Origin of the sequence: Mesorhizobium sp. M0815 (genome assembly GCF_040319995.1) — a bacterium.
In the GTDB taxonomy this organism is placed as follows: domain Bacteria; phylum Pseudomonadota; class Alphaproteobacteria; order Rhizobiales; family Rhizobiaceae; genus Mesorhizobium.
The window spans coordinates 345,024-371,221 of the sequence record NZ_JAMYOU010000003.1 but is presented as its reverse complement, the minus strand read 5'-3'; the positions used below and the strand labels follow the sequence as shown (position 1 = coordinate 371,221).

The 26,198-nt window shown below is 63.5% G+C and carries 31 protein-coding genes; 19 read left to right on the top strand and 12 right to left on the bottom strand.

Features of this window, described 5'->3' with window-relative positions; translation table 11 throughout:
• Positions 1–352 precede the first annotated feature (352 nt).
• The 8 genes from NKI01_RS06865 to NKI01_RS06830 all read left to right on the top strand — a co-directional run bounded on the left by NKI01_RS06865 (position 353) and on the right by NKI01_RS06830 (position 6,170).
• Positions 353–1,129, top strand: a complete 777-nt coding sequence (locus NKI01_RS06865) for an SDR family oxidoreductase (RefSeq protein ID WP_023719796.1) — start codon at positions 353–355, stop codon at positions 1,127–1,129.
• The gene (uvrC, locus tag NKI01_RS06860) at positions 1,126–3,204 is read left to right on the top strand and encodes an excinuclease ABC subunit UvrC (protein ID WP_352481787.1); all 2,079 of its coding nucleotides are present in this window, start codon (positions 1,126–1,128) and stop codon (positions 3,202–3,204) included. Before NKI01_RS06865 ends, uvrC begins: the two co-directional genes overlap by 4 nt.
• 99 nt (positions 3,205–3,303) lie before the next feature.
• The gene (pgsA, locus tag NKI01_RS06855) at positions 3,304–3,900 is read left to right on the top strand and encodes a CDP-diacylglycerol--glycerol-3-phosphate 3-phosphatidyltransferase (RefSeq protein ID WP_127316551.1); all 597 of its coding nucleotides are present in this window, start codon (positions 3,304–3,306) and stop codon (positions 3,898–3,900) included.
• Position 3,901: 1 nt separating this feature from the next.
• The gene (moaD, locus tag NKI01_RS06850) at positions 3,902–4,159 is read left to right on the top strand and encodes a molybdopterin converting factor subunit 1 (RefSeq protein WP_352495589.1); all 258 of its coding nucleotides are present in this window, start codon (positions 3,902–3,904) and stop codon (positions 4,157–4,159) included.
• Positions 4,160–4,162: 3 nt separating this feature from the next.
• The gene (locus NKI01_RS06845; RefSeq protein WP_352495588.1) at positions 4,163–4,642 is read left to right on the top strand and encodes a molybdenum cofactor biosynthesis protein MoaE; all 480 of its coding nucleotides are present in this window, start codon (positions 4,163–4,165) and stop codon (positions 4,640–4,642) included.
• A gap of 84 nt (positions 4,643–4,726) precedes the next feature.
• Positions 4,727–5,494 (top strand): YbaY family lipoprotein, encoded by a 768-nt coding sequence (locus NKI01_RS06840; RefSeq protein WP_352495587.1) that lies wholly within the window; start codon positions 4,727–4,729, stop codon positions 5,492–5,494.
• 61 nt (positions 5,495–5,555) lie between these two features.
• Positions 5,556–5,735 carry an SDR family oxidoreductase gene (locus NKI01_RS06835; protein ID WP_023719786.1) on the top strand — a complete coding sequence of 60 codons (180 nt, stop codon included), beginning with the start codon at positions 5,556–5,558 and terminating at the stop codon, positions 5,733–5,735.
• Positions 5,736–5,900: 165 nt separating this feature from the next.
• Positions 5,901–6,170: a hypothetical protein gene (locus tag NKI01_RS06830; RefSeq protein WP_023719785.1), complete on the top strand. Its 270-nt coding sequence runs from the start codon at positions 5,901–5,903 to the stop codon at positions 6,168–6,170.
• A 71-nt stretch (positions 6,171–6,241) separates the two neighbouring features.
• On the opposite strand, the gene NKI01_RS06825 is transcribed toward NKI01_RS06830, so the two are convergent.
• From NKI01_RS06825 to NKI01_RS06805, 5 genes are all read right to left on the bottom strand, one after another.
• Positions 6,242–6,850, bottom strand: coding sequence for a class I SAM-dependent methyltransferase (locus NKI01_RS06825; protein WP_352495586.1), 609 nt, complete (start codon positions 6,848–6,850; stop codon positions 6,242–6,244).
• Positions 6,851–7,001: 151 nt separating this feature from the next.
• Positions 7,002–7,424, bottom strand: coding sequence for a nucleoside-diphosphate kinase (gene ndk, locus NKI01_RS06820; RefSeq protein WP_023719783.1), 423 nt, complete (start codon positions 7,422–7,424; stop codon positions 7,002–7,004).
• Between the two features lie 118 nt (positions 7,425–7,542).
• Positions 7,543–7,839, bottom strand: a complete 297-nt coding sequence (locus NKI01_RS06815; protein WP_352495585.1) for a DUF1905 domain-containing protein — start codon at positions 7,837–7,839, stop codon at positions 7,543–7,545.
• A gap of 177 nt (positions 7,840–8,016) precedes the next feature.
• Positions 8,017–8,652, bottom strand: a complete 636-nt coding sequence (bluB, locus tag NKI01_RS06810) for a 5,6-dimethylbenzimidazole synthase (RefSeq protein ID WP_352495584.1) — start codon at positions 8,650–8,652, stop codon at positions 8,017–8,019.
• 313 nt (positions 8,653–8,965) lie between these two features.
• Entirely contained in the window at positions 8,966–9,676 is a 711-nt protein-coding gene (locus NKI01_RS06805) for a glutathione S-transferase family protein (protein WP_352495583.1), read from the bottom strand.
• 77 nt (positions 9,677–9,753) lie between these two features.
• On the opposite strand from NKI01_RS06805, the gene NKI01_RS06800 reads away from it, so the two are divergent.
• Both NKI01_RS06800 and NKI01_RS06795 read left to right on the top strand, forming a co-directional pair.
• Positions 9,754–10,266, top strand: a complete 513-nt coding sequence (locus NKI01_RS06800) for a DinB family protein (RefSeq protein WP_352495582.1) — start codon at positions 9,754–9,756, stop codon at positions 10,264–10,266.
• A gap of 14 nt (positions 10,267–10,280) precedes the next feature.
• Positions 10,281–10,580: a hypothetical protein gene (locus tag NKI01_RS06795; protein ID WP_352856501.1), complete on the top strand. Its 300-nt coding sequence runs from the start codon at positions 10,281–10,283 to the stop codon at positions 10,578–10,580.
• A 69-nt stretch (positions 10,581–10,649) separates the two neighbouring features.
• On the opposite strand, the gene NKI01_RS06790 is transcribed toward NKI01_RS06795, so the two are convergent.
• From NKI01_RS06790 to NKI01_RS06780, 3 genes are all read right to left on the bottom strand, one after another.
• Positions 10,650–10,952, bottom strand: a complete 303-nt coding sequence (locus NKI01_RS06790) for a DUF982 domain-containing protein (protein ID WP_023719778.1) — start codon at positions 10,950–10,952, stop codon at positions 10,650–10,652.
• A gap of 148 nt (positions 10,953–11,100) precedes the next feature.
• On the bottom strand, positions 11,101–13,182 hold the full coding sequence (locus NKI01_RS06785; protein WP_023719777.1) for an ATP-dependent helicase: 2,082 nt from the start codon (positions 13,180–13,182) through the stop codon (positions 11,101–11,103).
• A 94-nt stretch (positions 13,183–13,276) separates the two neighbouring features.
• Positions 13,277–13,450 (bottom strand): hypothetical protein, encoded by a 174-nt coding sequence (locus tag NKI01_RS06780; RefSeq protein WP_023719776.1) that lies wholly within the window; start codon positions 13,448–13,450, stop codon positions 13,277–13,279.
• 132 nt (positions 13,451–13,582) lie between these two features.
• Here NKI01_RS06780 and NKI01_RS06775 point away from each other — a divergent pair, with 132 nt between their 5' ends.
• From NKI01_RS06775 to NKI01_RS06740, 8 genes are all read left to right on the top strand, one after another.
• Entirely contained in the window at positions 13,583–13,762 is a 180-nt protein-coding gene (locus NKI01_RS06775; protein WP_023719775.1) for a membrane lipoprotein lipid attachment site-containing protein, read from the top strand.
• 454 nt (positions 13,763–14,216) lie between these two features.
• On the top strand, positions 14,217–16,094 hold the full coding sequence (locus tag NKI01_RS06770) for an ABC-F family ATP-binding cassette domain-containing protein (RefSeq protein ID WP_023719773.1): 1,878 nt from the start codon (positions 14,217–14,219) through the stop codon (positions 16,092–16,094).
• A gap of 4 nt (positions 16,095–16,098) precedes the next feature.
• Entirely contained in the window at positions 16,099–16,296 is a 198-nt protein-coding gene (locus NKI01_RS06765; protein WP_023719772.1) for a hypothetical protein, read from the top strand.
• Positions 16,297–16,338: 42 nt separating this feature from the next.
• Positions 16,339–18,447, top strand: a complete 2,109-nt coding sequence (locus NKI01_RS06760) for a molybdopterin-containing oxidoreductase family protein (protein WP_023719771.1) — start codon at positions 16,339–16,341, stop codon at positions 18,445–18,447.
• A 58-nt stretch (positions 18,448–18,505) separates the two neighbouring features.
• Positions 18,506–19,204, top strand: a complete 699-nt coding sequence (locus tag NKI01_RS06755; protein WP_023719770.1) for a DUF2270 domain-containing protein — start codon at positions 18,506–18,508, stop codon at positions 19,202–19,204.
• Positions 19,205–19,389: 185 nt separating this feature from the next.
• Positions 19,390–21,612, top strand: a complete 2,223-nt coding sequence (locus NKI01_RS06750) for a cation:proton antiporter domain-containing protein (RefSeq protein WP_502899422.1) — start codon at positions 19,390–19,392, stop codon at positions 21,610–21,612.
• A 378-nt stretch (positions 21,613–21,990) separates the two neighbouring features.
• Positions 21,991–22,224, top strand: coding sequence for a DUF680 domain-containing protein (locus NKI01_RS06745; protein ID WP_352588599.1), 234 nt, complete (start codon positions 21,991–21,993; stop codon positions 22,222–22,224).
• 275 nt (positions 22,225–22,499) lie between these two features.
• The gene (locus NKI01_RS06740; RefSeq protein ID WP_352481779.1) at positions 22,500–22,772 is read left to right on the top strand and encodes a DUF680 domain-containing protein; all 273 of its coding nucleotides are present in this window, start codon (positions 22,500–22,502) and stop codon (positions 22,770–22,772) included.
• 114 nt (positions 22,773–22,886) lie between these two features.
• On the opposite strand, the gene NKI01_RS06735 is transcribed toward NKI01_RS06740, so the two are convergent.
• From NKI01_RS06735 to purM, 4 genes are read right to left on the bottom strand one after another with little or no spacing between them, the layout of a single operon-like run.
• The gene (locus NKI01_RS06735; protein ID WP_023719766.1) at positions 22,887–23,402 is read right to left on the bottom strand and encodes a SixA phosphatase family protein; all 516 of its coding nucleotides are present in this window, start codon (positions 23,400–23,402) and stop codon (positions 22,887–22,889) included.
• Positions 23,403–23,411: 9 nt separating this feature from the next.
• Positions 23,412–23,744, bottom strand: coding sequence for a hypothetical protein (locus NKI01_RS06730; protein WP_352481778.1), 333 nt, complete (start codon positions 23,742–23,744; stop codon positions 23,412–23,414).
• Between the two features lie 50 nt (positions 23,745–23,794).
• Positions 23,795–24,502, bottom strand: a complete 708-nt coding sequence (gene purN, locus NKI01_RS06725) for a phosphoribosylglycinamide formyltransferase (protein WP_023719764.1) — start codon at positions 24,500–24,502, stop codon at positions 23,795–23,797.
• Complete coding sequence (gene purM, locus NKI01_RS06720) at positions 24,499–25,563, bottom strand: phosphoribosylformylglycinamidine cyclo-ligase (protein ID WP_023719763.1); 1,065 nt, start codon at positions 25,561–25,563, stop codon at positions 24,499–24,501. Before purM ends, purN begins: the two co-directional genes overlap by 4 nt.
• A gap of 65 nt (positions 25,564–25,628) precedes the next feature.
• On the opposite strand from purM, the gene NKI01_RS06715 reads away from it, so the two are divergent.
• Positions 25,629–26,135: a hypothetical protein gene (locus tag NKI01_RS06715; protein WP_156948088.1), complete on the top strand. Its 507-nt coding sequence runs from the start codon at positions 25,629–25,631 to the stop codon at positions 26,133–26,135.
• The last annotated feature ends 63 nt before the right edge of the window (positions 26,136–26,198 follow it).

Here is a 26,198-nt window from a genome sequence, read left to right as displayed (position 1 = left end):
TGAAACGGATCCGGCGTTCAACGGTTCCAAATGTCGTGTCGAAATGCGGCTGAAGCGAACCTGAACTTGGGTCATTCCCTGGCACGAATGAGGCAGAACCTTGACGTTGCATCTTCGCAACAGCGAGATGTCAGCAGGTTCGCCGTGCTGCACTGCACACGGCTTGGTGCAAGGGCTCCCGCGCCCTATATTGCGGTCGGGCTGGCCCGGATTCCGGTCGAGCCAGAATGCCGACCGGGCCACTTTGCCACAATCCTGCCCCAGGTGGAAATGGGATTTAACACTTGGCAGGCCATATTTTGCCGGCCCGGTCCCGGCAGGTCGGAATCGGCATCAGATTGAGGATTGACAGATGAGCAAGGTCGCCGCGACGGCACTGGTGACAGGCGGGGCGAAGCGGATCGGCAGGGCGATCGTCGAGGATCTTGCTGCGCACGGTTTTGCCGTCGCCATTCACTGTAATCGCTCGCTGGCCGAGGCGGAGGCACTGGCGGCCGGGATCAACAGTGGTCATTTTGGTCGAGACGGCAGGGCCGCTGTGGTTGCTGCCGACCTGACCGACATGGACGCCGTCGGCAACCTTGTCGGCCGCGCGGCGGCGGCGCTCGGACCGGTGTCGCTGCTGGTCAACAACGCCTCGCTGTTCGAGCACGACAGTGTTGACGATTTCGACTGGCCGGCCTGGGATCGCCATTTCGCCGTGCATGTCAAGGCGCCGGCTCTGTTGGCGCAGACTTTCGCCCGGGCCTTGCCGCAGAGCAGTGAGGGGTTGATCGTCAACATGATCGACCAGCGCGTCTGGCGGCCGACGCCGCGTTATTTCTCCTATGCGCTGTCGAAGTCGACCTTGTGGGCAGCGACCGAGATGATGGCGCAGGCGCTGGGTCCCCGCATCCGCGTCAACGCCATCGGTCCGGGCCCGACCTTGAAGAACACGCGCCAGCACGACAGCGATTTCGACGCGCAGATTGCCGGCCTGATCCTGAAGCGCGGCCCGGAATTGCCCGAATTCGGTGACACCATCCGTTACCTCTGGGCGGCACGCTCGGTCACCGGCCAGATGATCGCGCTTGACGGCGGCCAGCATCTTGCATGGCAGACGCCCGATGTGACAGGCATGACGGAATGAGCCCCATGGACCAGAAACAAAAAACGCGCGGCGGCGCCGACGACCTGCCGCCCGAAATCGACCTCGAGGACGAGGCAGCCGAGGAGGTCGTCGAGCCTGCAGCCGCTGGTCCGGACGTCACCTTCACCGCCATCGACTGGACGCCGCATGCCGGCGATGCCGACGGCATGGTCGGCGCCGAGGTGATCCAGACGCTGGTCAAGCGGCTGCCCAACGCGCCCGGCGTCTACCGCATGATGAATGCCGCCGGCGACGTGCTCTATGTCGGCAAGGCACGCAGCCTGAAGAAGCGGGTCACCAACTACGCGCAAGGTCGGTTCCACACCAGCCGCATCGGCCGCATGGTGCGCGAGACGTCGACGATGGAGTTCGTCGTCACCCGCACCGAGATCGAAGCGCTGCTGCTTGAAGCCAACCTCATCAAGCGCTTGCGGCCGCGCTTCAACGTGCTGATGCGCGACGACAAGTCGTTTCCCTATATCCTGTTGACCGGCGACCATGTCTCGCCCGGCATCTACAAGCATCGCGGCGCGCGCTCGCGCAAGGGCGACTATTTCGGCCCCTTTGCCTCAGCCGGCGCCGTCGGCCGCACCATCAATTCGCTGCAGCGCGCCTTCCTGCTCAGGAGCTGCACCAACTCCTTCTACGAGAACCGCACCCGGCCTTGCCTTTTGTTCCAGATCAAGCGCTGTGCCGGCCCGTGCACCGGCGAGATCTCGCATGGCGACTATGCAAGGCTTGTCGCCGAGGCGAAGGATTTTCTCTCCGGCCGCAGCCAGAAGGTGAAGACGGAGATCTCCGCCGCCATGCAGCAGGCTTCGGAGAACCTCGATTTCGAACGCGCCGCCATCTATCGCGACCGGCTGGCGGCGCTGTCGCATGTGCAGAGCCATCAAGGTATCAATCCGCAGACCGTCGACGAGGCCGATGTCTTCGCCATTCATCAGGAGGGCGGCCAGGTCTGCATCCAGGTGTTCTTCTTCCGCACCGGCCAGAACTGGGGCAACCGCGCCTATTTTCCCAAGGCCGATCCGGCGCTCGAAGCTGGCGAGGTGCTGGGTTCGTTCCTGGCGCAGTTCTACGACGACAAGCCGACGCCACGCACCATCCTGTTGTCGTATGGCGTCGAGGACCAGGAATTGCTGGCGGAGGCCCTCTCCACCCGCGCCGGCCGCAAGGTGTCGATCTCGGTGCCGCAGCGCGGCGAGAAGAAGGACCTGACCGACAACGCGCTGCAGAACGCGCGCGAAGCGCTCGGCCGGCGGCTCGCCGAGACCTCGACCCAGGCGCGGCTGCTCACCGGCTTTGCCGAGACCTTCGGCCTGGAAAAGCCGCCGGTGCGCATCGAGGTCTATGATAACTCGCACATCATGGGCACCAACGCCGTCGGCGCGATGGTCGTCGCCGGGCCGGAAGGGTTTGTGAAGAACCAGTATCGAAAGTTCAACATCCGCTCGACCGAGATCACGCCGGGCGACGATTTCGGCATGATGCGCGAGGTGATGCAGCGGCGCTTCTCGCGGCTGTTGAAGGAACATGGCGATGCCCCGCAAACCGAGAGCGCGGACGAGGCGGGCGCTACCGGACCGGGCGACGATGTCGAGGACGCCGGCGGCTTTCCGGCCTGGCCCGACGTCATCCTCATCGACGGCGGCCAAGGCCAGATGACGGCGGTGCGCAAGATCCTGTCCGATCTCGGCATCGAGAACCGCGTCGTGGCCATCGGCATCGCCAAGGGTCAGGACCGTGACGCCGGCCGCGAACGCTTCTTCGTCAAGGGCAGGGACTCATTCTCGCTGCCCGTTCGCGATCCGGTGCTCTATTTCGTCCAGCGGCTGCGCGACGAGGTCCATCGCTTCGCCATCGGTTCGCACCGCGCCCGCCGCAAGAAGGAGATGGTCAAGAGCCCGCTCGACGAGATCAGCGGCATCGGCCCCGGCCGCAAGCGCGCGCTGCTGATGCATTTCGGCACGGCCAAGGCGGTCAGCCGCGCCGCCGTTGAGGATCTGGTCAAGGTTGACGGCATTTCCGAGCAGGTGGCGAAATTGGTCTACAATCATTTTCACGAGAGCTAAGATCTATTGCCGATATTTCGGCTGGCTAATCGATTCTGGCCTGTTGACCCCCCACATTCGCTTCTGATTTGACTAAGCAGGCAGAAAGAGTTCCCAAACATGGCCCAGCGCGCGTTCAACCTGCCTAACATGCTCACCTATGCCCGCATTCTGGCGGTGCCGTTGGTCGTGCTGTGCTTCTTCCTGGAAGGGCATCTGAAATCGAGCGACTTCGCCCGCTGGTCGGCGCTCATCATTTTCCTGCTCGCCTCGATCACCGATTACTTCGACGGCTATCTGGCGCGCGCCTGGCAGCAGACCTCCAATATCGGCAAGATGCTCGACCCGATCGCCGACAAGCTGCTGGTCGCCACTTGCCTGCTGCTGCTCGCCGCCGACACCGACCGCCATGCCGGCATCGCCGGCTGGTCGCTGTGGGCGGCGATCATCATCCTGTGCCGCGAGATCCTGGTCTCGGGTCTGCGCGAATATCTGGCGGCCCTGAAGGTCTCGGTGCCGGTGACGCAACTGGCCAAATGGAAGACCACCATCCAGATGGTCGCCATTGCCTTCCTGCTTGCAGGCCCCGCCGGCGACAAGATCTTTCCACTGACCACCCAGACCGGGCTGGTGCTGCTGTGGATCGCAGCCCTGGTCACGCTCTACACCGGCTACGACTATTTCCGCGCCGGCCTCAAGCACATCATGGACGAGTAACATGTCGACCAAGCTCATCTATTTCGCCTGGGTGCGCGAGCGGATCGGCAGACCGGAGGAAGACGTCGAACTGCCGGACGGCATTGAAACCGTCGCCGACCTGTTGCGCTGGCTGAAATCACGCGGCGAGGAATACGAGAACGCGCTGCAATATCCTGATGTGATCCGCGTCGCCATCAACCAGGAACATGTCGAGCACCGCGAGAAGATCGCCGGCGCGCGCGAGATCGCGCTGTTCCCGCCGATGACCGGTGGCTGAACCATGTCCGCGGTGGTGCCTGTGGTGCGCATCCAGGCGGAGGACTTCGATGTCGCCGCCGAGATCGCCAGGCTGACCCAGGGTCGCAACGACATCGGCGCTGTGGTGACCTTCTCCGGCCTTTGCCGCGACGAGCAAGGCAGGCTCTCCGCGCTTGAGCTCGAACATTATCCCGGTATGGCCGAAGCCGAGATTTCCCGCATCGCCGGCGAGGCAATCGAGCGTTGGCCACTGCAGGGCCTCACTGCCATCCATCGCCACGGCAAGATCGCGCCCGGCGAAAACATCGTGCTGGTGGTGGCGGCTTCCGCCCACCGGCAGGCGGCGTTCGAGGCCGCGAATTTCCTGATGGACTATTTGAAATCACGGGCGCCGTTCTGGAAGAAGGAACACCATAGCGACGGTTCGGAGGGCGGCTGGGTCGACGCCAAGGAGGCCGACGACAAGGCGGCGAGCCGCTGGAAGCAGCCGCCGTCCGAATAAAATCCCGACGGCCGTTCCCATACCCTGCCGGCCATTTATTGACCGCAATCCTGCGAGACCCTTGGCCGGAAGGGGAGCAGGATCATGCTGGACAAGATTGCCGAGTTCTTCATCTTCGGGCTGGCGCCGCTGGCCCTCGGCATCCTGGCCGTTCCGGATCATTCCGCGGCTGCCGAAAAGACCCTCAAGGGCGAGGTGATGTATCGCGAGCGCATCGCCCTGCCGCCTAATGCCGTGCTTTCCGTGCAGCTTGCCGACGTGTCGCTGGCCGACGCGCCGGCCGCAATCATCGGTGAGCGCAAGGTGGTGCCGGCCGGCCAGGTGCCGATCAAGTTCGAGATCAGCTTCGATCCGCAGGTGATCCGGCCTGATATGACCTACGCTCTGCAGGCGCGCATCACTGTCGACGACCGGCTGCTGTTCGTCACAGGTGCGCGCCACCAGGTCGACCCGCTCAGCGACGCGCCACAGACCATCATGCTGAAAATGGCGGCGCCGAGCGCCGAGCCGGCGACAGCTTCCGTGTTCGGCCAAAGCTGGCTGGTCGAATATATCGACGGCATCGGCGTGATTGCCGAGCCGCGGGCGACATTCCGGATCAGCGAAGCCGGCAAGGCCGGCGGCAGCGGCCCTTGCAACGTCTATTTCGCTACCGCCAAAGTCGATGGTTCGACGATTACCATCAGTGACATCGGTTCGACCTTCAAGGCCTGCGCGTCCGAGACCATGGCCGAGGAAAAGGCGCTGTTCGAGGCGCTGGCCAAGGCAGCGTCGTACCATATCGACGCCGGCAAGCTCATCATCGCCGACAAGGATGACCGCGTCATCCTGCGGTTCAATGCTGCGAGTTGAGACTTGTCGATATTCAGGTGAGGCCTGCACCGGCTCGGCCTGCCCTGATTCTCAACAGGCCTTGGACCGTTCCGAAACGATCACACCTGTGGTGGCGGCGCAGACGTCAGGCCGAAGCGGCGCGTCAAAGGCTGGCTCGCCGGAAGAGATAGCGACGGTCGTGGCCTTCCTTGCTTCCGATGACGCCTCGTTCGTCTCCGGCCACGGCCTGCTCGCCGATGGCGGCTATTCGGTCGCCTGATCGGCCGCATGTCGATCACGTTGTGTTTCAGCCGGAATAAACCGGACAGAGCGCGCGTTACGTCCTCATACGATGGCGGGTAAGGCAAAAGGGATGTTTGTCCCTTCGTTGATGCCGCCAGAATGGCTGCGGCTCGTTCTGGCCTTAACTCAAAGGAGTCCAGACATGAAAACGCACGCGCTTATCCTTGCCGCCACCGGTGCATCGCTCCTTGCCTTCACCGGCCTTGCCAAGGCGGACGACCATCTGTTCGATGCCCTTCAACATGGTCTCAGTCCTGACAGCCAGCCTTTCCAGACCAACAAGGCTGGTCATAGCGGCGATCTCGCGCCCGGGCAGGGTAGCCCGTTCACAGGTCACGATACACAGACGCCGGCCACCGACACGGAAGCGGCGAACGAACATGCGAACGTGAAGGAACGCCAGGCGAAATAGACTGGCAGAACCCGCCGCTAGGGGGCGGCGGGCGAGATCTATCGGGCGACGACCGCATACACCAGGCATTCTCAATTTGTCGCGAGTTTGAATACCGCGCCGTAGTGGTAGGGCGGTATATCCATCAGTTCGGCGAGCTTGAACCCGCTTGCTTCCGCCGCCGCGGTGGTCTGTCCGGGTGACAGCCTCAGCTCGGTCTTCGGTCCGCGTGGCTCGCCCAGAACCGTGGTCTGCTCGCGCGGCTGCTGGTGCCAGTTGACGATGGCAAAACGACCGGCCCTGCCAAGCGTCGCCCGCACGGCGCGGGCAAGGCGCGGCCGGTCCGGAACGCCATGGAAAGCGTTGGCCATGAAGACGAAGTCGACGGGCCGGGGCACCAGCCTGGCAAGCTCATAGGCGTCGCCCGCCACAAACTCGCAATTGCTCGCGCCTCCGTCGGCCAGCCGCCGCCGGGCGACTTCGAGCAGATCGGCATCGATGTCGATGGCGATGACCTGACGAACGACCCTGGCCATTGGCAGCGTGAACCAGCCGTCGCCGCAGCAGAGATCGACCACATCCATGCCGTGCTTCATTCCCACCGCCGTCAACACCCCGGCAGGGTCGGGCCACAACGCCTCCCACCAGCCGCCGGTCGGCATCTCGGTGCCCTGAAACAAGCCGGGAATGGTGCTGGTCATGGCCTGGTCGGCTCCGTTGTCGCGACCGCGTTTGATCCGTGCCCTCGAGCTTAACGCACCCATGACCCGTCGAGGAGCCTGAACCTGAAATGTCTGCTAACGAAAAAGGCCGGCGTTGCGCCGGCCTCTTTGATGGGTTCGGGATGCCGGCTTAGCCGACGATCTCGGTGTCCGAGAACCAGTATTTGATCTCCTGCGCGGCGGTTTCCGGCGCATCGGAACCATGCACGGAATTCTCGCCGATCGACAGCGCGTGCAGCTTGCGGATGGTGCCTTCGGCGGCGCTTGCCGGATTGGTGGCGCCCATCACTTCGCGGTTCTTGGCAATGGCGTTCTCGCCTTCCAGCACCTGCACGATGGTCGGGCCCGACGACATGGACTCGACCAGCTCGCCGAAGAACGGACGCTCCTTGTGGACGGCATAGAAACCTTCTGCCTCGCGGCGGCTCATCCACACCCGGCGCGAAGCGACGACGCGCAGGCCGGCATCTTCCAGTATCTTGGTGATGGCGCCGGTGAGATTGCGACGGGTCGCGTCCGGCTTGATCATGGAAAAGGTGCGTTCGAGCGCCATGGGATCGTCCTTGTGATGGAGAGTGGAATTGAGGGTGGCGGGCTCTATACAAGCCGCCCGCCGGCTTGCCAAGGGGAGGTGGGCGCACAGCGCGTCGCCGTCAGCCAGACCCAATGTGTCATAGCTCTATCTCGATCGTCAGGTTGGCCGTGTCGCCAGCCCTAAGGCCTTCGCGGACCCGCACCGCCGTCTTGATCGGCAAGAGCAGGCTGCCGGATTTCTTGTCGGGAAACAGCGATGTCCGCCATCTGGTCTGGCCGATGACGGCTTCCACGCCAAGCGAGCCCCAGGGCCTTGCCATCCCCACCATCGCCGTCTTGATCCATGCTCCAGGTTCCGGCGGTAGCGTCACGAAAGGCCAGCCGCCCTTGCCCGGATAGACCCAGATCTCGGCCTGCACCTCGCAGCGAAACATTCTATGCCCTTCCTCAGATCAAGGCCGTCACGACTGGCTTTGCCTTGGTCTCTTGTTGGCGATGCTGACGATCGGCGAAACATCCATGATATCCATTCTGCCCTGCAGCGGAGGAGTCATTCTCCCCTGCAAAGAGAATGGCTTTCCTGCAAAAAGAATGGCAGCGCCGCCGTTGCACTACCGTTTTATCACGATCGAAGCGCGCCGGACTTCCCAACCTTGCCGTTCCAGTTCCGGCACGCTGTGTTCCTCGCTTGGATAGCCGACACAGAAATAGCCGATCAGCGTCCACTCCGCCGGCACGTCCAGGATCGTCGCCACCTCGGCCGGATCGAGGATCGAGACCCAGCCCATGCCTATTCCTTCGGCGCGCGCCGCCAGCCACATCGTGTGGACTGCCATGACAGCGGAATAGTCTATGGTGGCTGGCATGGTCAGGCGGCCGAGCCCATGCCCTTGCTCGGTTGCGCGGTCGGCGAAAACCGCAAGCTGGCAGGGCGCCTCATTCAGGCCGGCAAGCTTCAGGCGCCCATAGAGCGCGGCGCGTTCGCCGCAAAAATTTGCGAGTGCCTCCGCGTTGCAGCGCTCGAAGCAGGCCCTGACGGCAGCGCGGCATGCTTCGCTCTCGACGACGACGAAGCGCCAGGGCTGGCTCAGCCCGACGGAAGGCGCGGCGCTGGCAAGCTCGAGCAGCCGCTCCAGCGCCCCTTCGGGGAGCGGCGTCGGCTTGAACCGCCTGACGTCGCGCCGCCACAGGAAGAGATTGGCGAGCCCGGCGCGAAAGTCGGCCGGGAACTCTGGGTTTGCGGTCATGGCGCGCTGCCTTTGTTGTGATTGCCCGGTTCGCCGGATGTTCGTCTTGTTTGCTTCGATCCAGGCACGGATGAGGCGCTTCGAGCGACACTTCGTCTACCCGCATTGTCGCATTTCGCCGGCTGGCAACTTTCAGTTAAGGCCGGACAACGTCCCTGCCGGCAACGCAGTTGGACCTCGACCGGCAAAACAAAACCCGCCTCGGCAAGCCGGGCGGGTCGTCGGTACGAATCAGCACCATACCCAAATTAGTAGCATAGCTGCCGGCACAAAGCAAGAACAAAATGTGGCGTTGCCGATGAAACTGCCGATTTCAACTATCGAGCGGGGCGATCGCCGCCGCCGCGACCGTGCGGCCGAGGCCGCCATGCAGATCGAGGCATCGTTCGAACCATTGCGCCACGACGTCGCTGTCGTCGAGCAGCCGGTAGGGCGTGGCGATGCGCGCCCATTGCAGCGCGCCGAAAACGATGTAGTCGGCAAATAGCGGCGACGGGCCGCCGATGAAGGGCTGATAGCCAAGCATCGAGCGGAGCGGCTCCAGCGAGGCCCGGAAGCTGGCGAGCCCAGCGTCGCGGGTGGTGTATACCGCCTCCAGGCGCTTGCCGAAGCGCTGCTCGCGGTTTTGCCGGAAATAGGCGGCGTTCGCCTCGTCCTGCATGGCGTGCAGGTCCAATATCGCAGCGGTGGTGACGTAGGGATGGATGGTCAGCTGCGACCAACGTTCGATGAAGCGCGCCGTCGCCTTGCCGCCGTCGCCGGAAAACAATGTCGGCCGCTCGGGATAGGCCTCCTCGAGATAGAGCGCGATAGCGAAGGAATCGGCGACCACCGTCTCGCCGTCGCGGATCACCGGAACGAGCTTCGAGACGCCGCCTTCCACCTTCGGCACTTCGAGAAAACGGGTCGGCACGCTGGTGATGTCGAGCCCTTTGTGGGCCAGCGCCATCGCCGCCTTCCAGCAATGTGGGCTGAATGGGCGGGCGGCGTCGCGTCCGACAAGGTCGTAGAGCAGAATGGTCATTGGCGGCAGCGTCCTTGCAGTCTAACTATGCCCGAAACAGACCCACGCGAAACAGGGTCTCGCAGGTCGAGAGAAGAATGAAACAGCATTTCAGGATGTTTGCGGCCTACAATCAATGGGCCAATGGCCGCATCTACGATGCCGCCGCCGATCTCGACGAGGAAGAGTTCGACCGCAATGTCGGCGTCTTCTTCGGCTCGATGATGGGAACGCTCAACCACCTCCTGGCAGCCGACCGTATCTGGATGAAACGCTTCACCGGCGAGGGCGACGCGCCGGCAAGGCTCGACACGATCCTGCACCGCGCCTTGCCAGGCTTGCGGCTGGCGCGCGAGGCCGAGGACAAACGGATCATCGACTGGGTTGCCGGCTTGAGCGACAAGGCGCTGTCGGGCCGCTTCTCCTACATGACCGTCTCGGATATGCGCACCGTCTCGCAGCGGCTGGCGCCGGCGCTCGACCACTTCTTCAACCACCAGACCCACCACCGCGGCCAGGCGCATGCGATCCTGACCGTTCTGGGCAAGCCAAGCCTCGGACTGGACCTGACGATGTTCCAGCGCAGCGAGGAGGGCAGGGCTTTCGCCTGAACCTGGGGCGGCTGGTGAAGCGGATGGTCGATAGCGGACGACCTGCCGAGATTGCAAAAAGCGCCAAAACATTTTATGGAGCGCATGGTCGTGAGGGCGGCCGCTTCAGCAGCATTCAGCAGCAACAGCGAGAATTGGCACGCATGCCCAATGAACCCTTGCGCCTTGTGGCGTTCTTCGCCGTGGTCCTGGCGCTTCTCAACTCCGGCTATTATTTCCACCAGGGCGACATTGTCGCGACCATCTATTTCATGATCGGCGCCATTCTTGTGACTGCGGTGACCCGGATGAGCATCAGAAGGCAGCTGATTTAGGATCTGCCGACCTAAAACCACCGACAACGGACCGCATCTCCGGCCGGCCATGATGACGAAGAGGTTGCGTCAGGCGGCGTAGCCGCCGAGGCCCCGGACGACCGGCTTGACCGAGACTGCCGGCTGGGCGGCCGGCCAGAGGATGCCGGCCGTCACGGCGAAGGTGATCAGGGCGTCGCGTGCCGCTTCGGCCGAGATCTCGCCGGCGCGTGCCGCCTCGCAGGCCTTTACCGCGGCGCCATAGCTCAGCCGCCGGCGCGAAGGCGGGAACTCGGTCAGGAACTCGTGCATCTCGGAGAACGAAGCGATCGTCCGCTTGTAGCCGGCGCCAACGGTTAGGGCGACCGGTGTGGAAAACGTCCTGTCGTGCATTCTGGCCTCTCGAATGGGCGGAGGTCACGGCGGACGCCGTTCTCCGGTCTGGGGGTCGGGCAGAAACGCGGATCACGGCGCGAGGTTCCATGTTGCCGTGATTTGTTTTTTTCGCTCGCCCGGGTGAGCAGCGCGCCGAGGCGGGTGCCTATTTCCACATGCCGCGCATGCGGGCGCCGAGATCGACGCGCACCTGCGGCTGGCGGCGCGGATCGTCCCTTGCCTGGACGCTGGCCCACGCCACCTGCTCGAAGGCACCAAGGATCGGGCGCGGGATGAAGCGCGTGCGCGAGGCATAGACATGGCGGTCGCCGCGCGCCGCCTGGCCGTGGACGAAAAAACGCTGCGGCATCACCAAATGCAGGCTATCCTTGGCCCGCGTCATGGCCACGTAGAGCAGCCGCCGCTCCTCGTCGACGTCCTCCTTGCTGCCGACCCCTAGGTCGATCGGGATGCAGCCGTCGACGGTGTTGAGCACGAAGACGTTCTTCCACTCCTGGCCCTTGGCCGAATGGATGGTCGACAGGATCAGATAATCCTCGTCGCGGTGCGGAGGTCCGGCTTCGTCGCTGGTCGCGTCCGGCGGATCGAGCGTCAGCTCGGTGAGGAAGCGCTCGCGCGATCCATAGCCGGAGGCGATCTGCTCGAGCTGCAGGAGATCGGCCCGGCGCGTCGTCGCATCCTCGTGGATGCGTTCCAGATGCGGCTCGTACCAGAGCCTGACCTGCTCGATGTCGGCCGGCCATTTCTTTGCGCCGGCGCGCAGGCCGCAATAGAGCGCGACAAAGCCCGGCCAGTCGTCGGCGGCCCGTTGCGGCGGCCGGTAGCGCGCAAGCCCCATCGTCTCGTCGAGCGACGTCGCCATGGTCTCGACGATCGCATTGGCGGCCGAAGGGCCGATGCCGGGCAGAAGTTGCAGCACGCGAAAGCCGGCGACGCGGTCGCGCGGGTTTTCGGCAAAGCGCAGCACGGCCAGCACGTCCTTGACGTGGGCGGCATCGAGGAATTTCAGCCCGCCGAATTTGACGAAGGGGATGTTGCGGCGCGTCAGTTCGATCTCCAGCGGGCCGCTATGGTGCGAGGCGCGAAACAGCACGGCCTGCGCTTTGAGAACGGTACCGGCCTCGCGCTCGGTGAGTATCGCCTGGCAGACATAGCTCGCCTGCTCGATCTCGTCGCGCACGCTCACCAGCTTCGGCTTTTCCGCCGATTTGCGCTCCGACCAGAGATTTTTGGTGAAACGTTCCGACGCTTCGCCGATCACCGCATTGGCCGCCGCCAGGATCGTCTCGGTCGAGCGGTAGTTGCGCTCCAGCATGACGACCTCGGCCGGCTGCGCGAACTGCTTGGGAAAATCCAGGATATTGCGCACTTCCGCGGCGCGGAATGAATAGATCGACTGCGCGTCGTCGCCGACCACCGTCAGCCCCGATCCGTCGGGCTTGAGGGCCGTCAGGATCGAGGCCTGCAGCCGGTTGGTGTCCTGGTATTCATCGACCAGCACATGGTCGAAACGTGCACCCAGATGCGCGGCGATTTCCGGCTCGCCGGCCATCTGCGCCCAGTAGAGCAGCAGATCGTCGTAATCGAGCACGTTCTGCGCCTGCTTGGCCTCGACATATCTGGCGAATAATTGTTTCAGCTGTTCGGCCCAGCCGGCGCACCACGGGAACACCGAACCCAGCACCTCGCCGAGCGGCGCCTGTGCATTGACGGCACGCGAATAGATCGCAAGGCAGGTGCCCTTGGTCGGGAAGCGGGCTTCGGTCTTCGAAAACCCAAGCTCGTGGCGGGCGAGGTTCATCAGGTCGGCGGAATCCTCGCGGTCATGGATGGTGAAGGCGGGATCGAGACCGATCTCCAGCGCATAATCACGCAGCAGCCTGGCGCCGATACCGTGGAACGTGCCGGCCCAGCTCAGCGCATCGGTGATGACGGAAGCATCGCGGCCCAGCACCTCGCCGGCGATGCGCTCGACCCGCTTGGCCATTTCCGCCGCGGCACGGCGCGAAAATGTCATCAAAAGGATGCGGCGCGGATCGGCACCCCTAACGATCAGATGCGCGACCCGGTGCGCCAGCGTGTTGGTCTTGCCGGAGCCGGCGCCGGCAATCACCAGCAATGGCCCCGCGATCTTGCCGTCGCCGTGTTCGACGGCAAGCCGCTGCTCGGCGTTGAGCTTTGCCAGATAGGCCGGCTGGAAGGACGAATCACGGGCGGCGAGGTTCATCGCCCATCAAGCATCGTTTCCGCTTTGTTCGCAACGGTTTGCGGAGCCGGAATGGGGCTCGTGAACGAAGAAGCCTTGCGGGCAGGCCCGTTGACTAACGCCCGGGCTCGACGCCCATCCTTGCCGATTGCCGCCGCAGCGCCTCGCGATCGTCTTCTGGTGGCGGCAGCAGCAGCGGATCGAAATCGTCGGGCACCTCGTCGATCACTTTCTTGGCGACGCGATAGGCAACATAGACGATTGCCCCGGCGATAAGCAGACGGATCATGGCTTCCTCCATTGATTCTGGAGCAACCGGAGACGCGGCATTTTGTTCCCCGACTGCTCGGCGAATGCGGGAACGACACCGATCGCGCAACCAAATCGCCGACGCCTCGTTGTCGGGCGAGAGGAGACTGCGATGAAAAAGCGCTCAATCCTGCTGCTTGTGGCAGCGCTGACCGTTGCGGGTTGCGACAACAACATCCAGCCGACCAAGGCCCCTGGCGATACGGTCGAGCAGAATCCGCAGGTCGACAAGAATCCGGTGCCGAAGTCGACGACCGGCGGCGATCAGCCCGGCACGCCGCCGAAACAATGACCGCTTCAAATGGCGTCGGCGCCGGTCAAAAAAGGGTGGCCGGCGCCGCTTGGGAGGAAGCTGATGACGCCGGCCAGGCGGAGATCAGGCCCGCCGCACATCCAAGAATAGCCGAGTCTTTCCGCAGCGTCATGGTCCGATAGCGTACAAACGGCACGCCCTGTGGACAAACCTGCCGCCACGCCGGCGTTTGTTCATCACATGGTTTGTCTATCCCATGGAACAAACCCGGCTGCTGCGTGTTTGGGTGTCGATCGGACGCTCCCAAGGCCGCCGTTCACGAAAGAACCCGCTTTCCTTGTCCCCCCTCAGGATAGCGGGTTCTTTTTGCGTTTTGCGGGAAGTCGCGGTGCGCGGGGGTCGACGTCACCTGCTTGCCGGTTTTCGCGCCTTATGCGGCGAACCGGGGCTCAAGCCCTTGCGAAGCATGGTTGTCCCGTGCAAAAGCGCGGCCATGCTGATCATCAACGACCTTTCGCTCCGCATGGCCGGACGCCTGCTTCTCGACCATGCCTCGCTGACCTTGCCGGCCGGCAGCAAGGCTGGCCTTGTCGGCCGCAACGGCACCGGCAAGACGACCTTGTTCAAGGCGATCACCGGCGACCTCGCCTCCGAGACCGGCTCGATCAGTCTGCCCAAGAACACACGCATCGGCCAGGTCGCTCAGGAAGCGCCGGGCACCGAGGAGCCGCTGATCGAGATCGTGCTCAAGGCCGACCTTGAACGGAGTGCGCTGCTCGAAGAGGAAAAGACGGCGACCGATCCGCACCGCATCGCCGATATCCATATGCGGCTGGCCGATATCGATGCGCACTCGGCCGAGTCACGCGCCGCCACCATTCTCGCCGGCCTCGGCTTCGACGACGCCGCACAACGGCGCCCGGCCTCGTCCTTCTCCGGCGGCTGGCGCATGCGCGTCGCGCTGGCCGCGGTGCTGTTTGCCGAGCCCGATCTGCTGCTGCTCGACGAGCCGACCAATTATCTTGATCTCGAAGGCACGCTGTGGCTGGAAAACTACGTGTCGAAATACCCGCACACTGTGCTGCTGATTTCGCACGACCGCGACCTGCTCAACCGAGCCGTCAATTCGATCGTCCATCTCGACCAGAAGAAGCTGACGTTCTGGCGCGGCGGCTACGATCAGTTCGAGCGCCAATATACCGAGCAGCGCGAATTGCAGGAGAAGGGCCGCGTGAAGCAGGAAGCCGCGCGCAAGCACATGGAATCCTTCGTCGAGCGCTTCCGCGCCAAGGCGTCGAAGGCGAGGCAGGCGCAGTCGCGCATCAAGGCGCTGGAGAAGATGAAGCCGATCGCCGCGATTGTGAACGACACGGTTCGGCCGTTCTCCTTTCCGGAGCCGGTGAAGACGGTGGCCTCGCCGATCATCGCGCTGAACAACGTCAATGTCGGCTATACCGAGGGTGCGCCGATCCTGAAGAAGATGACGCTGCGCGTCGATGCCGACGACCGCATCGCGCTGCTCGGCGCCAACGGCAACGGCAAGTCGACCTTCGCCAAGCTGTTGGCCGGCCGGCTGAAGCCGGAGACCGGCGGCATGACCGTGGCGCCCGGGCTGAAGGTGGCAATCTTCGCCCAGCACCAGCTCGACGACCTCAGGCCCGACGAAAACGCCTATGAGCATGTCCGCCGGCTGATGCCGGACGCGCCGGAATCCAAGGTGCGCGGCCGCGTCGCGCAGTTCGGCCTGACCACCGAAAAGATGAACACCGCCGCCAAAGACCTGTCCGGCGGCGAAAAGGCGCGGCTCCTGATGGGCCTGTCGGCCTTCGAGGGGCCGAACCTGTTCATCCTCGACGAGCCGACCAACCATCTCGACATCGACAGCCGTGAATCGCTGATCCATGCGCTGAACGATTTTCCCGGCGCCGTCATCCTGATCTCGCACGACCGCCATCTGCTCGAGGCGACCGCCGACCGGCTGTGGCTGGTCAAGGAGGGCGCGGTTAACCCGTATGACGGCGACCTCGAGGACTACAAGACGCTGGTCACCGGCGTCTCCGGCGACCGCCGCGGCAAGCGCGAGGCGGACAAAGCCTCGAAGGCCGACCGCCGCCGCGATGCAGCCGCGCGCCGCGCCGCTTTCGAGCCGCTGGCCAAGGAAATCCGCGCCACCGAAGCGCTGATGGACCGCCTCCGCAAGCGCATCGACCTGATCGAGGACGAACTCGCCAATCCGGCCGTCTACGAAAAGGACCCCTCGACCGCGACAAGGCTGGCCAAGGAACGCTCACAACTCGCGCAACAGCTGGCCGGCCACGAGGAGAAATGGCTGTCGATGTCGGCGGAGTACGAGGAAGGCACGGCGGAGTAGGACGATGTCGGCAAAACTGTGGATCGAAGCTGCCAAGGTTTTGGCCGTCAATTCCGGAGCTGTCGTAAAATGTCCTGAGTGTGGAGACGGCAATCTGCTGGTCATCGACGCCGGAGCCGGATCATCGCATGTCGAGCGCCACATACATTGCCCGAAATGCGGTGCCTACAACGCCTTGTTCAAGCGCATTGATGGCGTGTAACTGGCCCTACACGCCGCTATCACAACCGGCTAGTTTGCTCCCATGAATCAGCACGCCAAGCTCAAAATCGGCCATTCGGCCTGTCCGCATGATTGTCCCTCAACCTGCGCGCTCGAGGTCGAGTTGCTTGACGCCAGGCGTATCGGCCGCGTCCATGGCGCCAAGGCCAACAGCTACACGGCCGGCGTCATCTGCGCCAAGGTCGCCCGCTACGCCGACCGCGTCCATCATCCCGACCGCCTGCTGAAACCGCTGGTCCGGGCGGGCGCCAAGGGCGAGGGCGCCTGGAAGGAAGCGAGCTGGGAGGCCGCACTCGACCTTGTCGCCGAAAAGTTCATCGCGGCGGAGGCAAAATTCGGCTCGGAGACGGTCTGGCCCTATTACTATGCCGGCACGATGGGTCTGGTGCAGCGCGACGGCATCGAGCGGCTCAGGCATGCCAAGAAATACTCCGGCTTCTTCAGTTCGATCTGCACCAATCTGGCCTGGACCGGCTGGATGATGGGGGCAGGCGCACTGCGCGGCCCCGATCCGCGCGAGATGGCGAAGTCCGATTGCGTGGTGATCTGGGGCACCAACGCCGTGGTCACGCAGGTCAACGTCATGACCCACGCCATCAAGGCGCGCAAGGAACGCGGCGCCAAGATCGTCGTCATCGATGTTTACGAGAACGCGACGATGAAGCAGGCCGATCTCGGCCTGGTGCTGAAGCCCGGCACCGACGGCGCGCTGGCCTGCGCGGTGATGCACGTGCTGTTCCGTGACGGCATGGCCGACCGCGCTTATTTGGAAAAATACACCGACGACCCGCATGGTCTGGAAGCGCATCTTCAAACGAGGACGCCGCAATGGGCCGCTGATATCACCGGGCTTTCTGTCGACGAAATCGAGACCTTCGCCCGTCTCGTCGGCACGACGAACAAGACCTACTTCCGCCTCGGCTACGGGTTTTCGCGCCAGCGCAACGGTTCGGTCAACATGCACGCCGCAGCCTCGATCGCCGCGGTCACCGGCTGCTGGCAATATGAAGGCGGCGGCGCCTTCCATACCAATTCGGGCATCTTCAAGCTCAATCAGGAACTGCTCGAAGGCACGCGGATGCGCGACCCCGCGATCCGTCATCTCGACCATTCGCGCATCGGCCCGGTGCTGACCGGGGCTGAGGATGCGCTCTATGGGGGCCCGCCGGTGACGGCGCTGCTGATCCAGAACACCAATCCGGTCAATGTCGCGCCGGAGCAGCGGCTGGTGAAGCAGGGTTTTTTGCGCGACGATCTGTTCTCCTGCGTGCACGAGCAGTTCATGACCGACACCGCCAAGCTCGCCGATGTGGTGCTGCCGGCGACGATGTTTCTTGAGCATGACGACGTCTACAAGGGCGGCGGCAACCAGCACATCACGCTCGGGCCGAAGCTGATCGACCCGCCGGAAGGTCCGCGCACCAACCATTTCGTCATCGAGGAACTCGGCAAAAGACTCGGTGTCGCCGATCGCCCGGGCTTCGGCATGACCGAGCAGCAGCATATCGACGTCATTCTGGGCAAGCGCGGGCTGGGCAGCTTTTCGAGCCTGAAAGAGCAGAAATGGGTCGATTTGCAGCCGGATTTCGATGCCGCGCATTACCTCGACGGCTTCGGCCATGCCGACAAGAAGTTTCATTTTCGCGCCGACTGGACGGGCCAGGCGTCGCCCAATCGGCCACCGAAAAGCATGGGCCTGTTCGGGCCGGTGGCGAGCCTGCCGGAATTCCCCGACCATGTCGATCTGATCGAGGTGGCGGACGAGGCGCACCCGTTCCGGCTGACCACCTCGCCGGCGCGCAATTTCCTCAATTCGACCTTCACCGAAACGCCGGTGTCGCAGGCAAAAGAGCGCCGGCCGGAGCTGCTCTTGCATCCCGATGATGCGGCGGCACTCGGCGTCGCCGACGGCGGCCGCATCGAAGTCGGCAACCAGCGTGGCGAAGTGGTGCTGCACGCAAAACTGTTCGACGGCATCAAGCGCGGCGTGGTCATCGCCGAAGGCATCTGGCCGAACAGCGCCCATGAGCGCGGCGAGGGCATCAACGTGCTGACTGGCGCCGATGCGCCGGCGCCCTATGGCGGCGCCGCCTTCCACGACAACAAGGTCTGGCTGCGCCCGGCAACTTGAAGCGTTCGGAACGATATGTTCCTCCGTCCGTTTTCGCATGGCGGGTGGAGGCATGGTCATGGCAGAAGCGTTGGCGGCGCCGGACCCCATCGGGCGAACGCTTTCGTCCGGCGAACTCGTAACCACGATGTCCCACTTCCATCGCGCCGAGATTGCGCGCATGGCTGGGTGGCGCGACCGCCTGGACCGGACGAGCAACTGGGCGATAACGGTTGTCGCGGCGATGCTGTCCGTCTCGCTTTCGACAGCCAGCGCTCACCATGGCGTGCTGCTGTTTGCCATGCTGCTTGTTCTGCTGCTGCTGTGGATCGAGGCGCGGCGATACCGCTTCTTCGACTTTTATCGGGCTCGCGTGCGCCAGTTCGAACGGCACTATTTCGCACAGGTATTCTCACCGCAGCCGGATTTTGCGTCCGATTGGCTGTTGATCGTCGGCGAGAGCCTGCGCGCACCAAAATTCCTGATTTCGCAACGCGTGGCTTTGGCGCGCCGCCTGCGTCGGAATTACATCTATATGCTGCTGATCCTGCTGCTGGCCTGGATCCTCAAACTGTCGACCCCCAGCCTCTTAAACGAAGGCGTCCGCATCGGCTTCGTCGGGTCGATGCGTGAGGCCGTCGCCAGTGCTGCGCTGGGTCCAGTTCCTGGTGGCGCCATCGTCGTGCTGGTCGCCGTCCTCTATGCCGGCCTGCTGATGGCAGCCTACCTGACGGAGAGCGACGACGGCGAACTCTCCTTCGGTGACGTCCACGTCTAGCAATGCCCTGTCTAGCAACGCAACTCATTGTCGCGCGTTGTGGGGCAGGTGCATTGGGCGATGGGGGTTTCATGGCTTGGCAGGCTCCGACACGTTCCAGCCTGGCGCTGTTGGTTTGCGCTTTCGCCCCCGCAGGCGCGGCCCGGGCGGCGGAGACGCTTGTTGCCGGAACCAAGGCTTCGGGAATGGGCGGTTCGGGCGAAGGCGCTTTCGTTGCCGAGATCGTCCTGCTGCTGCTTGTCGGGCGCGGCCTGGGCGAAGTGCTGCAGCGCTATGGCCAGCCGGCAATCATGGGCCAACTGATCGGCGGCATCCTGCTCGGTCCTTCGCTGTTCGGCTGGCTATGGCCATCGGCTCAGCACCTGATCTTTCCCAGCGATCCTGCGCAAAAGGGCATGATCGACGCCGTCTCACAGCTCGGCATCCTGATGCTGCTTTTGCTGACCGGCATGGAAACGGACCTGCGGCTGGTGCGCCGGGTTGGCGCGGCCTGTTTTTCCATTTCGGCGACCGGCGTCGTGGTGCCCTTCATCTGCGGTTTCGCGCTGGCGCAGTTCCTGCCGGGCGCATTGCTGTCTGACGCCACGCAACGCACCGTCGCCGGGCTGTTCCTGGGCACCGCGCTGTCGATCTCGTCGGTCAAGATCGTCGCCATGGTGGTGCGCGAGATGAACTTCATGCGCCGCAACCTCGGACAGGTGATTATTTCCTCGGCGATCATCGAGGACACGATCGGCTGGCTTATCATCGCCGTAACCTTCGGCATCGCCACCAATGGCAGGTTGCAGTTCGCGCCGCTGGTGACCACCATCGCCGCGGTGGCACTATTCATGGTGTTCTCCTTCACCATTGGCCGCCGTCTTGTCTTCACCTTGATCCGTTGGACCAACGATCAATTCCACAGCGAGTTCGCGGTGATCACCATGATCCTCATCATCATGGGCGTGATGGCGCTGATCACCAATATGATAGGCGTGCATACCGTCCTGGGTGCGTTCGTCGCCGGCATTCTTGTCGGTGAATCGCCCATCCTCTCCAGCCATATCGAAGGCCAGCTGCGCGGCGTCATCACTGCGCTGTTCATGCCGATCTTCTTCGGCATGGCGGGGCTTTCCGCCGATCTCACAGTGCTCGCCGATCCGACGCTTGCCATGCTGACGGGCGCTCTTGTGGTTATCGCCAGCATCGGCAAGTTTGGCGGCGCGTTCATCGGCGCCAGGCTCGCCGCCATGTCGTTCAAGGAAGCAATCGCCGTCGGCAGCGCCATGAACGCGCGCGGCTCGACCGAGGTGATCGTCGCCAGCATCGGCCTGTCGATGAACATCCTGTCGCACAATCTCTTCACCATGATCGTCACCATGGCCGTGATCACCACGCTGGCCATGCCGCCGATGCTGCGCTGGGCGCTCGGCCGGCTGCCGGTGGGGCACGACGAGCAGCAGCGTGTCGAGCGCGAGGCGTTGGACGAATACGGCTTCGTTTCCAGGCTGGAGCGGCTGCTGGTGCTGGTCGACGACAGCAGGATCGGCAAGTTCACTGCCCATCTCGCCGGACTGGTCGGCGGAGGCAGCGGCATGCCCACCACCTTGCTTCGCCTGCCCACCACCTTGCTTCAGCCGAAAGACGGCCGAATTGACAGGCCGAGCGACAGCAAGGGACAGGAGCGCGCCCTGCAGGAAATCAAGAAGGGTGCAAAGAAAAGCGCCCAAGCGGTGAAACGGATCGAAGATACGCTTGTCGGCAAAGTCCACCTGACGGCCCGCACCGAGTTGGAAGCCACCGGTGAGACGATCGCCGAAGAGGCCCGCAAGGGATACGGCCTGCTGCTGGTCGGCCTCGACAATGTGCTGACCGCCGATGGCGCCTTCGCGCCGGCCCTCAACGGCATTGCCGCAGGATTTGACGGCCCACTTTGCCTGGTCCTGAACGGCGGCAATGCAGCCGAAAAGATGCCGACGCTGAAGGCCGGCACCAGCATTCTCGTCCCCGTCAACGGAACCCAGGTGGCGCGTCGCGCCGCCGACTTGGCGCTGGCGCTGGCCCGTCCAAACCGGGCGCGGATCAAGGTTCTCTACGTCTCGCAAAGGGCAGCCAAGGGCCGCAGGTCGACATCGGTGTCGCATAGCCGCGAAGAGGCCGTCCTGAAAGACATCGCCGACTTGGCGGGCCGCTACGGCCTGCATATCGACACCGCGTTCCATACCCGCGTCACACCCGACAAGGCGATCACTAGGGAGGCGGCCAAAGGCGCGGCGATCGTCGTGATGGGTGTCACCCAACGTCCGGGTGAGGACCTGTTCTTCGGCGAAACCGCCGGCGCTGTTTTAGCCGCCTGCAACTGCCCCGTGGTGCTTCTGGCCAGCGCGCGGCCCAAGCATGACACCGCTGGCGCTGAGCTGGCAGCGTGATTTTTACTGGGCATTGATCGGTCGGCAGGCATGTCGATCGAGGCTCTGAAGCGCTGATCCAGCCAAACGTAAAATAGTTCGAACCGAACGGTTCGGTTCTGTTGACAGAGGATACAGGAATGGGTGAACGCCGGCTCACAGAATGTTCGCGCTGAAAATCACCAATAACCGCATAACCAATTGAAAAGAAATAAGAACATTGTGGCGAAAGGAGCCGCATGTCGAATTTCAAGCGGCCAATTTGGCGCACCTGTACAAAATTTTTGTGATTGGAAACGACAAGCTTGCGGACCCATCTCGGGGCGGTCCGAGCGACGCGAATTCTTCCCAAGGCACGCCACTTGACGGACAGACCAAAGAACTACCGGAGTACCTGAAATGACCAAGATCGCTCTTACCGCCGGCGCCATCCTCGTTGCCACCGGCACTGCTTTTGCCGGCAGCGACCATTATGGCTCAGACAACGTCAACCAGCCGGCCGCTCCTGCTGCCAACGTTGACAACACGTTCACCGGCTCGATCCGCAAGCCGGTTACTTCCGAGCATACCGGTGCCAAGACGACTTCCGAGTCGGTGGCGCCTGAATCCGGCCAAGGCATCTGGGGCCGCTGATTATCACAGCCCCGGAACACAAAGAGCGGCGGGCTCGGCCCGCTACTCTTCCTTTCGCGTATCAGCCGGGACGAGCGCTGGATCGAATCCTGCGCCAATCGAATACTTTGAATTGCAGGTTTCATCTGTAGCCACAATCTCGGTTGCTGAAATCGTCCAGCAACGTGCACGTCGGAAAAGCCGATGCGTATTCGTCGGCGCGGGCAGCGCTCTCATCTCGAATGCGTCGAAAGCAACGACAACTCACGAATGACCAGCACACTGGAGTACCCGAAATGACCAAGATTGCTCTTACCATCGCCGCTATCGTCCTCACCGCCACGGGCAGCGCCTTTGCCGGCAGCGACCACTATGGTTCGGACGGTGCCAACCAGCCGGCCGCGCCTGTTGGCAATGCGCCTGTCGGCGCTATCGACAGCGGGTTTACCGGTTCCATCCGCAAGCCGCTGACGGCTGAGCACAACGCCGTCGACACCGGGGCGACGACCCGGTTCGGCACGGATCAGCCCGTAGTGCCCCAATCTGGCCGGGGCAACTGGGGCCGCTAGTTCCTCAAACCCCGGGAGCACAAAGAACGGCGGGCTTGGCCCGCCGCTCTTGTTTGTGCGAAGCTCGGTCGGTCGAGGGATCGGCGGTTTTTCCCCCGGCCTGTTGGTAAATCCCTAACGCAGATCCTTCGGCCAAATGCAGTGCGTCAGTCGGGCGCTGCCGAAGGTGAGACCGGCCCAATCGCCATCGACGTCGAACCGAGCCAGGGCCGCGGTCGGGAATTTTTCCGCCAGCTTTTTCAGCGCCGCTTCATCCGATCCAGCCCCGGCAAGCCCGCGCGCGAACTCCTCCAACCCGGGATTGTGGCCAAGCACCAGCAGCGTTCCGGTCTCCGCCTTTACTTGCCGCACCTTGGCGAGGATGTCCGCCGCCGCTGCCTCGTAGAGCGCCTGGGCAAATTTGGCCTGCACCTTCGCCGGCAATTCCGCCGAAACCAGCCGCCATGTGTCGCGGGTGCGCAGCGCCGGCGACACCAGCGCCAGCTCCGGCAGCCAGCCGCGCCGGGTCAGTTCGCGCCCGACCAGCGGCGCTGCTTTCCGCCCGCGCCCGGACAGCGGCCGGTCGAAATCGATGAGGCCAGGATCGTCCCAACTCGACTTAGCGTGACGCAGGAGCAGCAATTGCATCATGGTTTCAATTCAAGTCCAAGGGATGTCCGGCTGAAAGTCTTTCCCATATCCGCCGCCATGCTTTGTGCCCATGGCGGTATCAAAACTCGCCCAAAGCACACCAAAGATGAACAGGCCTACGCGCCGTTCATCTTTATCCCATCTGACCGAAATGTCTGCTTCAGTGATAGCCCAATCGCCCGATCGAATGTGAATTGCTTCGATGACAGAATCGGCCCGCCCGTCCTCGGTTCGACAAAGATAGAAATATGCCGTGGCACTGTTCGGATCGTCCGCCTCGTCATACTCGAAGACGCCGGCGAGATCACCTTTTGTGCGGATCGCGCTGTCGAAAACGTCCATTGGTCTGTTTCTGCCGACCCCGACGATTTATTGGCTTTTTCTACGGACCCTCACGGCGTTATCCGCGCCAGGTGCTCGAGATCGGTCTCTTCGCGCAGCGGGTCGGGCGCGATCACCACCGACGTGGCATTGTCGGCATCGTCGGCGAAGCGCGAAAACACCGTGCGGCCGCCTTCCATCCGCGCCTTGCCTTCGGCGACCAGGCCCAGCGCCAGCGGATAGAGCTGGTGCTCGGCCTTGAGCACGCGCGCGGCCAGCGTGTCCTCATTGTCGCCGACCATCACCGGCACTGCGGCCTGGGCGATGATCGGCCCGTCATCCATGTCGAGCGTGACGAAATGCACTGTGCAGCCATGGATGCGCATGCCTGCGCGGATGGCTCGCGCGTGCGTATCCAGCCCCTTGAAGGCAGGCAGCAGGGCAGGGTGGATATTGACCATCCGGCCCTGCCACTTCTCGACGAAACGCGCGCCGAGGATGCGCATATAGCCGGCCAGCGCGACGATTTCGGCGCCGAACGACAAGAGGGCCGCATCGATCGCCCCGTCATGCGCTTCCTTGCTGGCATAATCGGAGCGCGAAATCACCTTGGTGGCGATGCCGCGAGCCGCGGCGATGCCGAGGCCGGCGGCATTGGCGCGATCGGAGATGACGCCGACGATCTCGGCAGGATAGGCCGGGCTGCCGGCGGCCGCGATCAGCGCCGTCATGTTGGAGCCGCGCCCCGAAATAAGCACTACGGTGCGTTTTCTGGTCATAGGCCGATCGAGCCCCGATAGATGACGCCGGCATCGCGGCGCGGCACGATCTGGCCGATCGGCGTCACCGTCTCGCCGGCCTCCTGCAGAACGGCGGCGACCTGCGCCGCCTGACCGGAGGCGACGACCAGGATCATGCCGATGCCGCAATTGAAGGTGCGCATCATCTCTTCCGGCGCGACGCCGCCGGTCTTGGCCAGCCACGAAAACACCGGTGGCACCTCGATGGCGCCGAGATCGAGCTCGGCCGAAAAATCCTTGGGCAGAACGCGCGGGATGTTTTCGGGAAAGCCGCCGCCGGTGATATGGGCCAGCGCCTTGATGCCATGCGTGTTGCGGATCGCCTTGAGGATCGACTTGACGTAGATGCGCGTCGGCTCGAGCAGCGCCTCGGCCAGTGTCGCCTCGTCATTGAACGGCGCCGGATCGCCCCAGCCAAGGCCGCTTATCGCGACGATGCGGCGGACCAGCGAAAAGCCGTTCGAATGCAGGCCCGACGAGGCAAGGCCGAGCAGCACGTCGCCCTCGACGATGTCGTCGGTCGGCAACAGCTGGCCGCGTTCGGCGGCACCAACTGCAAAGCCGGCAAGGTCGTAGTCCTTGTCGTGATACATGCCCGGCATTTCCGCCGTCTCGCCACCGATCAGCGCGCAGCCGGCCTGCCGGCAGCCGGCGGCGATACCACCGACGATCGAAGCACCCTGGTCGGGATCGAGCTTGCCGGTGGCGAAATAGTCGAGGAAGAACAGCGGCTCGGCGCCTTGCACGACGATGTCGTTGACGCACATGGCGACGAGGTCGATGCCGATCGTATCGTGCTTGCCGGCGTCTATGGCGATCTTCAGCTTGGTGCCGACGCCGTCATTGGCGGCGACCAGCACCGGATCGGTGAAGCCGGCGGCCTTTAGGTCGAACAGGCCGCCGAAGCCGCCGATCTCGCCATCGGCGCCCGGCCGGCGGGTCGCACGCACCAGCGGCTTGATCTTCTCGACCATGAGATTGCCGGCATCGATGTCGACGCCCGCTTCGGCATAGGTGAGCCCGTTCTTGCGCTTGCTCATTTCCGGCGCCTGCTCATCTGTTGCGCTTGCCTGTCGCTGGTTTCATTCGCTTGCGGGCTCTTCGCATGAACGGTTTTGCCCCGCAAGGCAAGCGCGCGATGATGGTGTTTTCAGTTGGATACCGGCGGAACCGGGCGCGATATACTCCAACAGTAAAAAGAAATCCCCGCCAGAATTGCGGCGAGGCCACCGACGGTGGCAAGAGACCTGATTTCACCGTCGAAGGGCAGGATTCCATACGAGAAGCCGGCGGCGACCAAAGCCGCCGCGGCAGCCCACAGACCTGGATTTGCAACGACCGACCTCGCGAACAGAAACGCCACGACCGCAGCCGTCAGCCAGAGGGGCCAAGAGACGACCACGCCCACGGCCAGCTCAAGAGCGAAGGCCCACAGAAGATCTTGCGTCGCTATGTTGCGGTGCGGGGCTCCGAAAGATGCGAAAGCCAGCAGACTTTCTGTCAGTCCGGCCAGATAGCAAAGCGTTACTCGCCAAGCGATTGTGATTCTCTGCGCCATCGTCATTCAGCAGTAGGGAAAATAAGCTATTGCTTTCCCGGGCTCTTCGCATGAACGGCCGCACCTCGCAAGGATGACGGCGGGATCAGACTGTCTTGGCTCGACAAAAGAGTGGAC

What these genes read in the sequence shown, in the direction of transcription:
- NKI01_RS06845 (WP_352495588.1), top strand. Translation starts at nt 4,163, where the DNA reads ATGTCCGCGGTGGTGCCTGTGGTGCGCATCCAGGCGGAGGACTTCGAT.
- NKI01_RS06805 (WP_352495583.1), bottom strand. Translation starts at nt 9,676, where the DNA reads ATGACCATTCTGCTCTACGACCTTGTCGGACGCGACGCCGCCCGCCCA.
- NKI01_RS06740 (WP_352481779.1), top strand. Translation starts at nt 22,500, where the DNA reads ATGACCAAGATTGCTCTTACCATCGCCGCTATCGTCCTCACCGCCACG.
- uvrC (WP_352481787.1), top strand. Translation starts at nt 1,126, where the DNA reads ATGAGCCCCATGGACCAGAAACAAAAAACGCGCGGCGGCGCCGACGAC.
- NKI01_RS06780 (WP_023719776.1), bottom strand. Translation starts at nt 13,450, where the DNA reads ATGATCCGTCTGCTTATCGCCGGGGCAATCGTCTATGTTGCCTATCGC.
- NKI01_RS06770 (WP_023719773.1), top strand. Translation starts at nt 14,217, where the DNA reads ATGCTGATCATCAACGACCTTTCGCTCCGCATGGCCGGACGCCTGCTT.
- NKI01_RS06815 (WP_352495585.1), bottom strand. Translation starts at nt 7,839, where the DNA reads ATGTTTCGCTGCGAGGTGCAGGCCGAGATCTGGGTCTATCCGGGCAAG.
- NKI01_RS06750 (WP_502899422.1), top strand. Translation starts at nt 19,390, where the DNA reads ATGGGCGGTTCGGGCGAAGGCGCTTTCGTTGCCGAGATCGTCCTGCTG.
- NKI01_RS06760 (WP_023719771.1), top strand. Translation starts at nt 16,339, where the DNA reads ATGAATCAGCACGCCAAGCTCAAAATCGGCCATTCGGCCTGTCCGCAT.
- NKI01_RS06775 (WP_023719775.1), top strand. Translation starts at nt 13,583, where the DNA reads ATGAAAAAGCGCTCAATCCTGCTGCTTGTGGCAGCGCTGACCGTTGCG.
- pgsA (WP_127316551.1), top strand. Translation starts at nt 3,304, where the DNA reads ATGGCCCAGCGCGCGTTCAACCTGCCTAACATGCTCACCTATGCCCGC.
- NKI01_RS06730 (WP_352481778.1), bottom strand. Translation starts at nt 23,744, where the DNA reads ATGGACGTTTTCGACAGCGCGATCCGCACAAAAGGTGATCTCGCCGGC.
- NKI01_RS06800 (WP_352495582.1), top strand. Translation starts at nt 9,754, where the DNA reads ATGAAACAGCATTTCAGGATGTTTGCGGCCTACAATCAATGGGCCAAT.
- bluB (WP_352495584.1), bottom strand. Translation starts at nt 8,652, where the DNA reads ATGACCGCAAACCCAGAGTTCCCGGCCGACTTTCGCGCCGGGCTCGCC.
- NKI01_RS06830 (WP_023719785.1), top strand. Translation starts at nt 5,901, where the DNA reads ATGAAAACGCACGCGCTTATCCTTGCCGCCACCGGTGCATCGCTCCTT.
- NKI01_RS06735 (WP_023719766.1), bottom strand. Translation starts at nt 23,402, where the DNA reads ATGATGCAATTGCTGCTCCTGCGTCACGCTAAGTCGAGTTGGGACGAT.
- purN (WP_023719764.1), bottom strand. Translation starts at nt 24,502, where the DNA reads ATGACCAGAAAACGCACCGTAGTGCTTATTTCGGGGCGCGGCTCCAAC.
- NKI01_RS06865 (WP_023719796.1), top strand. Translation starts at nt 353, where the DNA reads ATGAGCAAGGTCGCCGCGACGGCACTGGTGACAGGCGGGGCGAAGCGG.
- NKI01_RS06745 (WP_352588599.1), top strand. Translation starts at nt 21,991, where the DNA reads ATGACCAAGATCGCTCTTACCGCCGGCGCCATCCTCGTTGCCACCGGC.
- NKI01_RS06785 (WP_023719777.1), bottom strand. Translation starts at nt 13,182, where the DNA reads ATGAACCTCGCCGCCCGTGATTCGTCCTTCCAGCCGGCCTATCTGGCA.
- NKI01_RS06715 (WP_156948088.1), top strand. Translation starts at nt 25,629, where the DNA reads ATGAACGGTTTTGCCCCGCAAGGCAAGCGCGCGATGATGGTGTTTTCA.
- purM (WP_023719763.1), bottom strand. Translation starts at nt 25,563, where the DNA reads ATGAGCAAGCGCAAGAACGGGCTCACCTATGCCGAAGCGGGCGTCGAC.
- NKI01_RS06755 (WP_023719770.1), top strand. Translation starts at nt 18,506, where the DNA reads ATGGCAGAAGCGTTGGCGGCGCCGGACCCCATCGGGCGAACGCTTTCG.
- ndk (WP_023719783.1), bottom strand. Translation starts at nt 7,424, where the DNA reads ATGGCGCTCGAACGCACCTTTTCCATGATCAAGCCGGACGCGACCCGT.
- NKI01_RS06765 (WP_023719772.1), top strand. Translation starts at nt 16,099, where the DNA reads ATGTCGGCAAAACTGTGGATCGAAGCTGCCAAGGTTTTGGCCGTCAAT.
- NKI01_RS06825 (WP_352495586.1), bottom strand. Translation starts at nt 6,850, where the DNA reads ATGACCAGCACCATTCCCGGCTTGTTTCAGGGCACCGAGATGCCGACC.
- moaD (WP_352495589.1), top strand. Translation starts at nt 3,902, where the DNA reads ATGTCGACCAAGCTCATCTATTTCGCCTGGGTGCGCGAGCGGATCGGC.
- NKI01_RS06840 (WP_352495587.1), top strand. Translation starts at nt 4,727, where the DNA reads ATGCTGGACAAGATTGCCGAGTTCTTCATCTTCGGGCTGGCGCCGCTG.
- NKI01_RS06790 (WP_023719778.1), bottom strand. Translation starts at nt 10,952, where the DNA reads ATGCACGACAGGACGTTTTCCACACCGGTCGCCCTAACCGTTGGCGCC.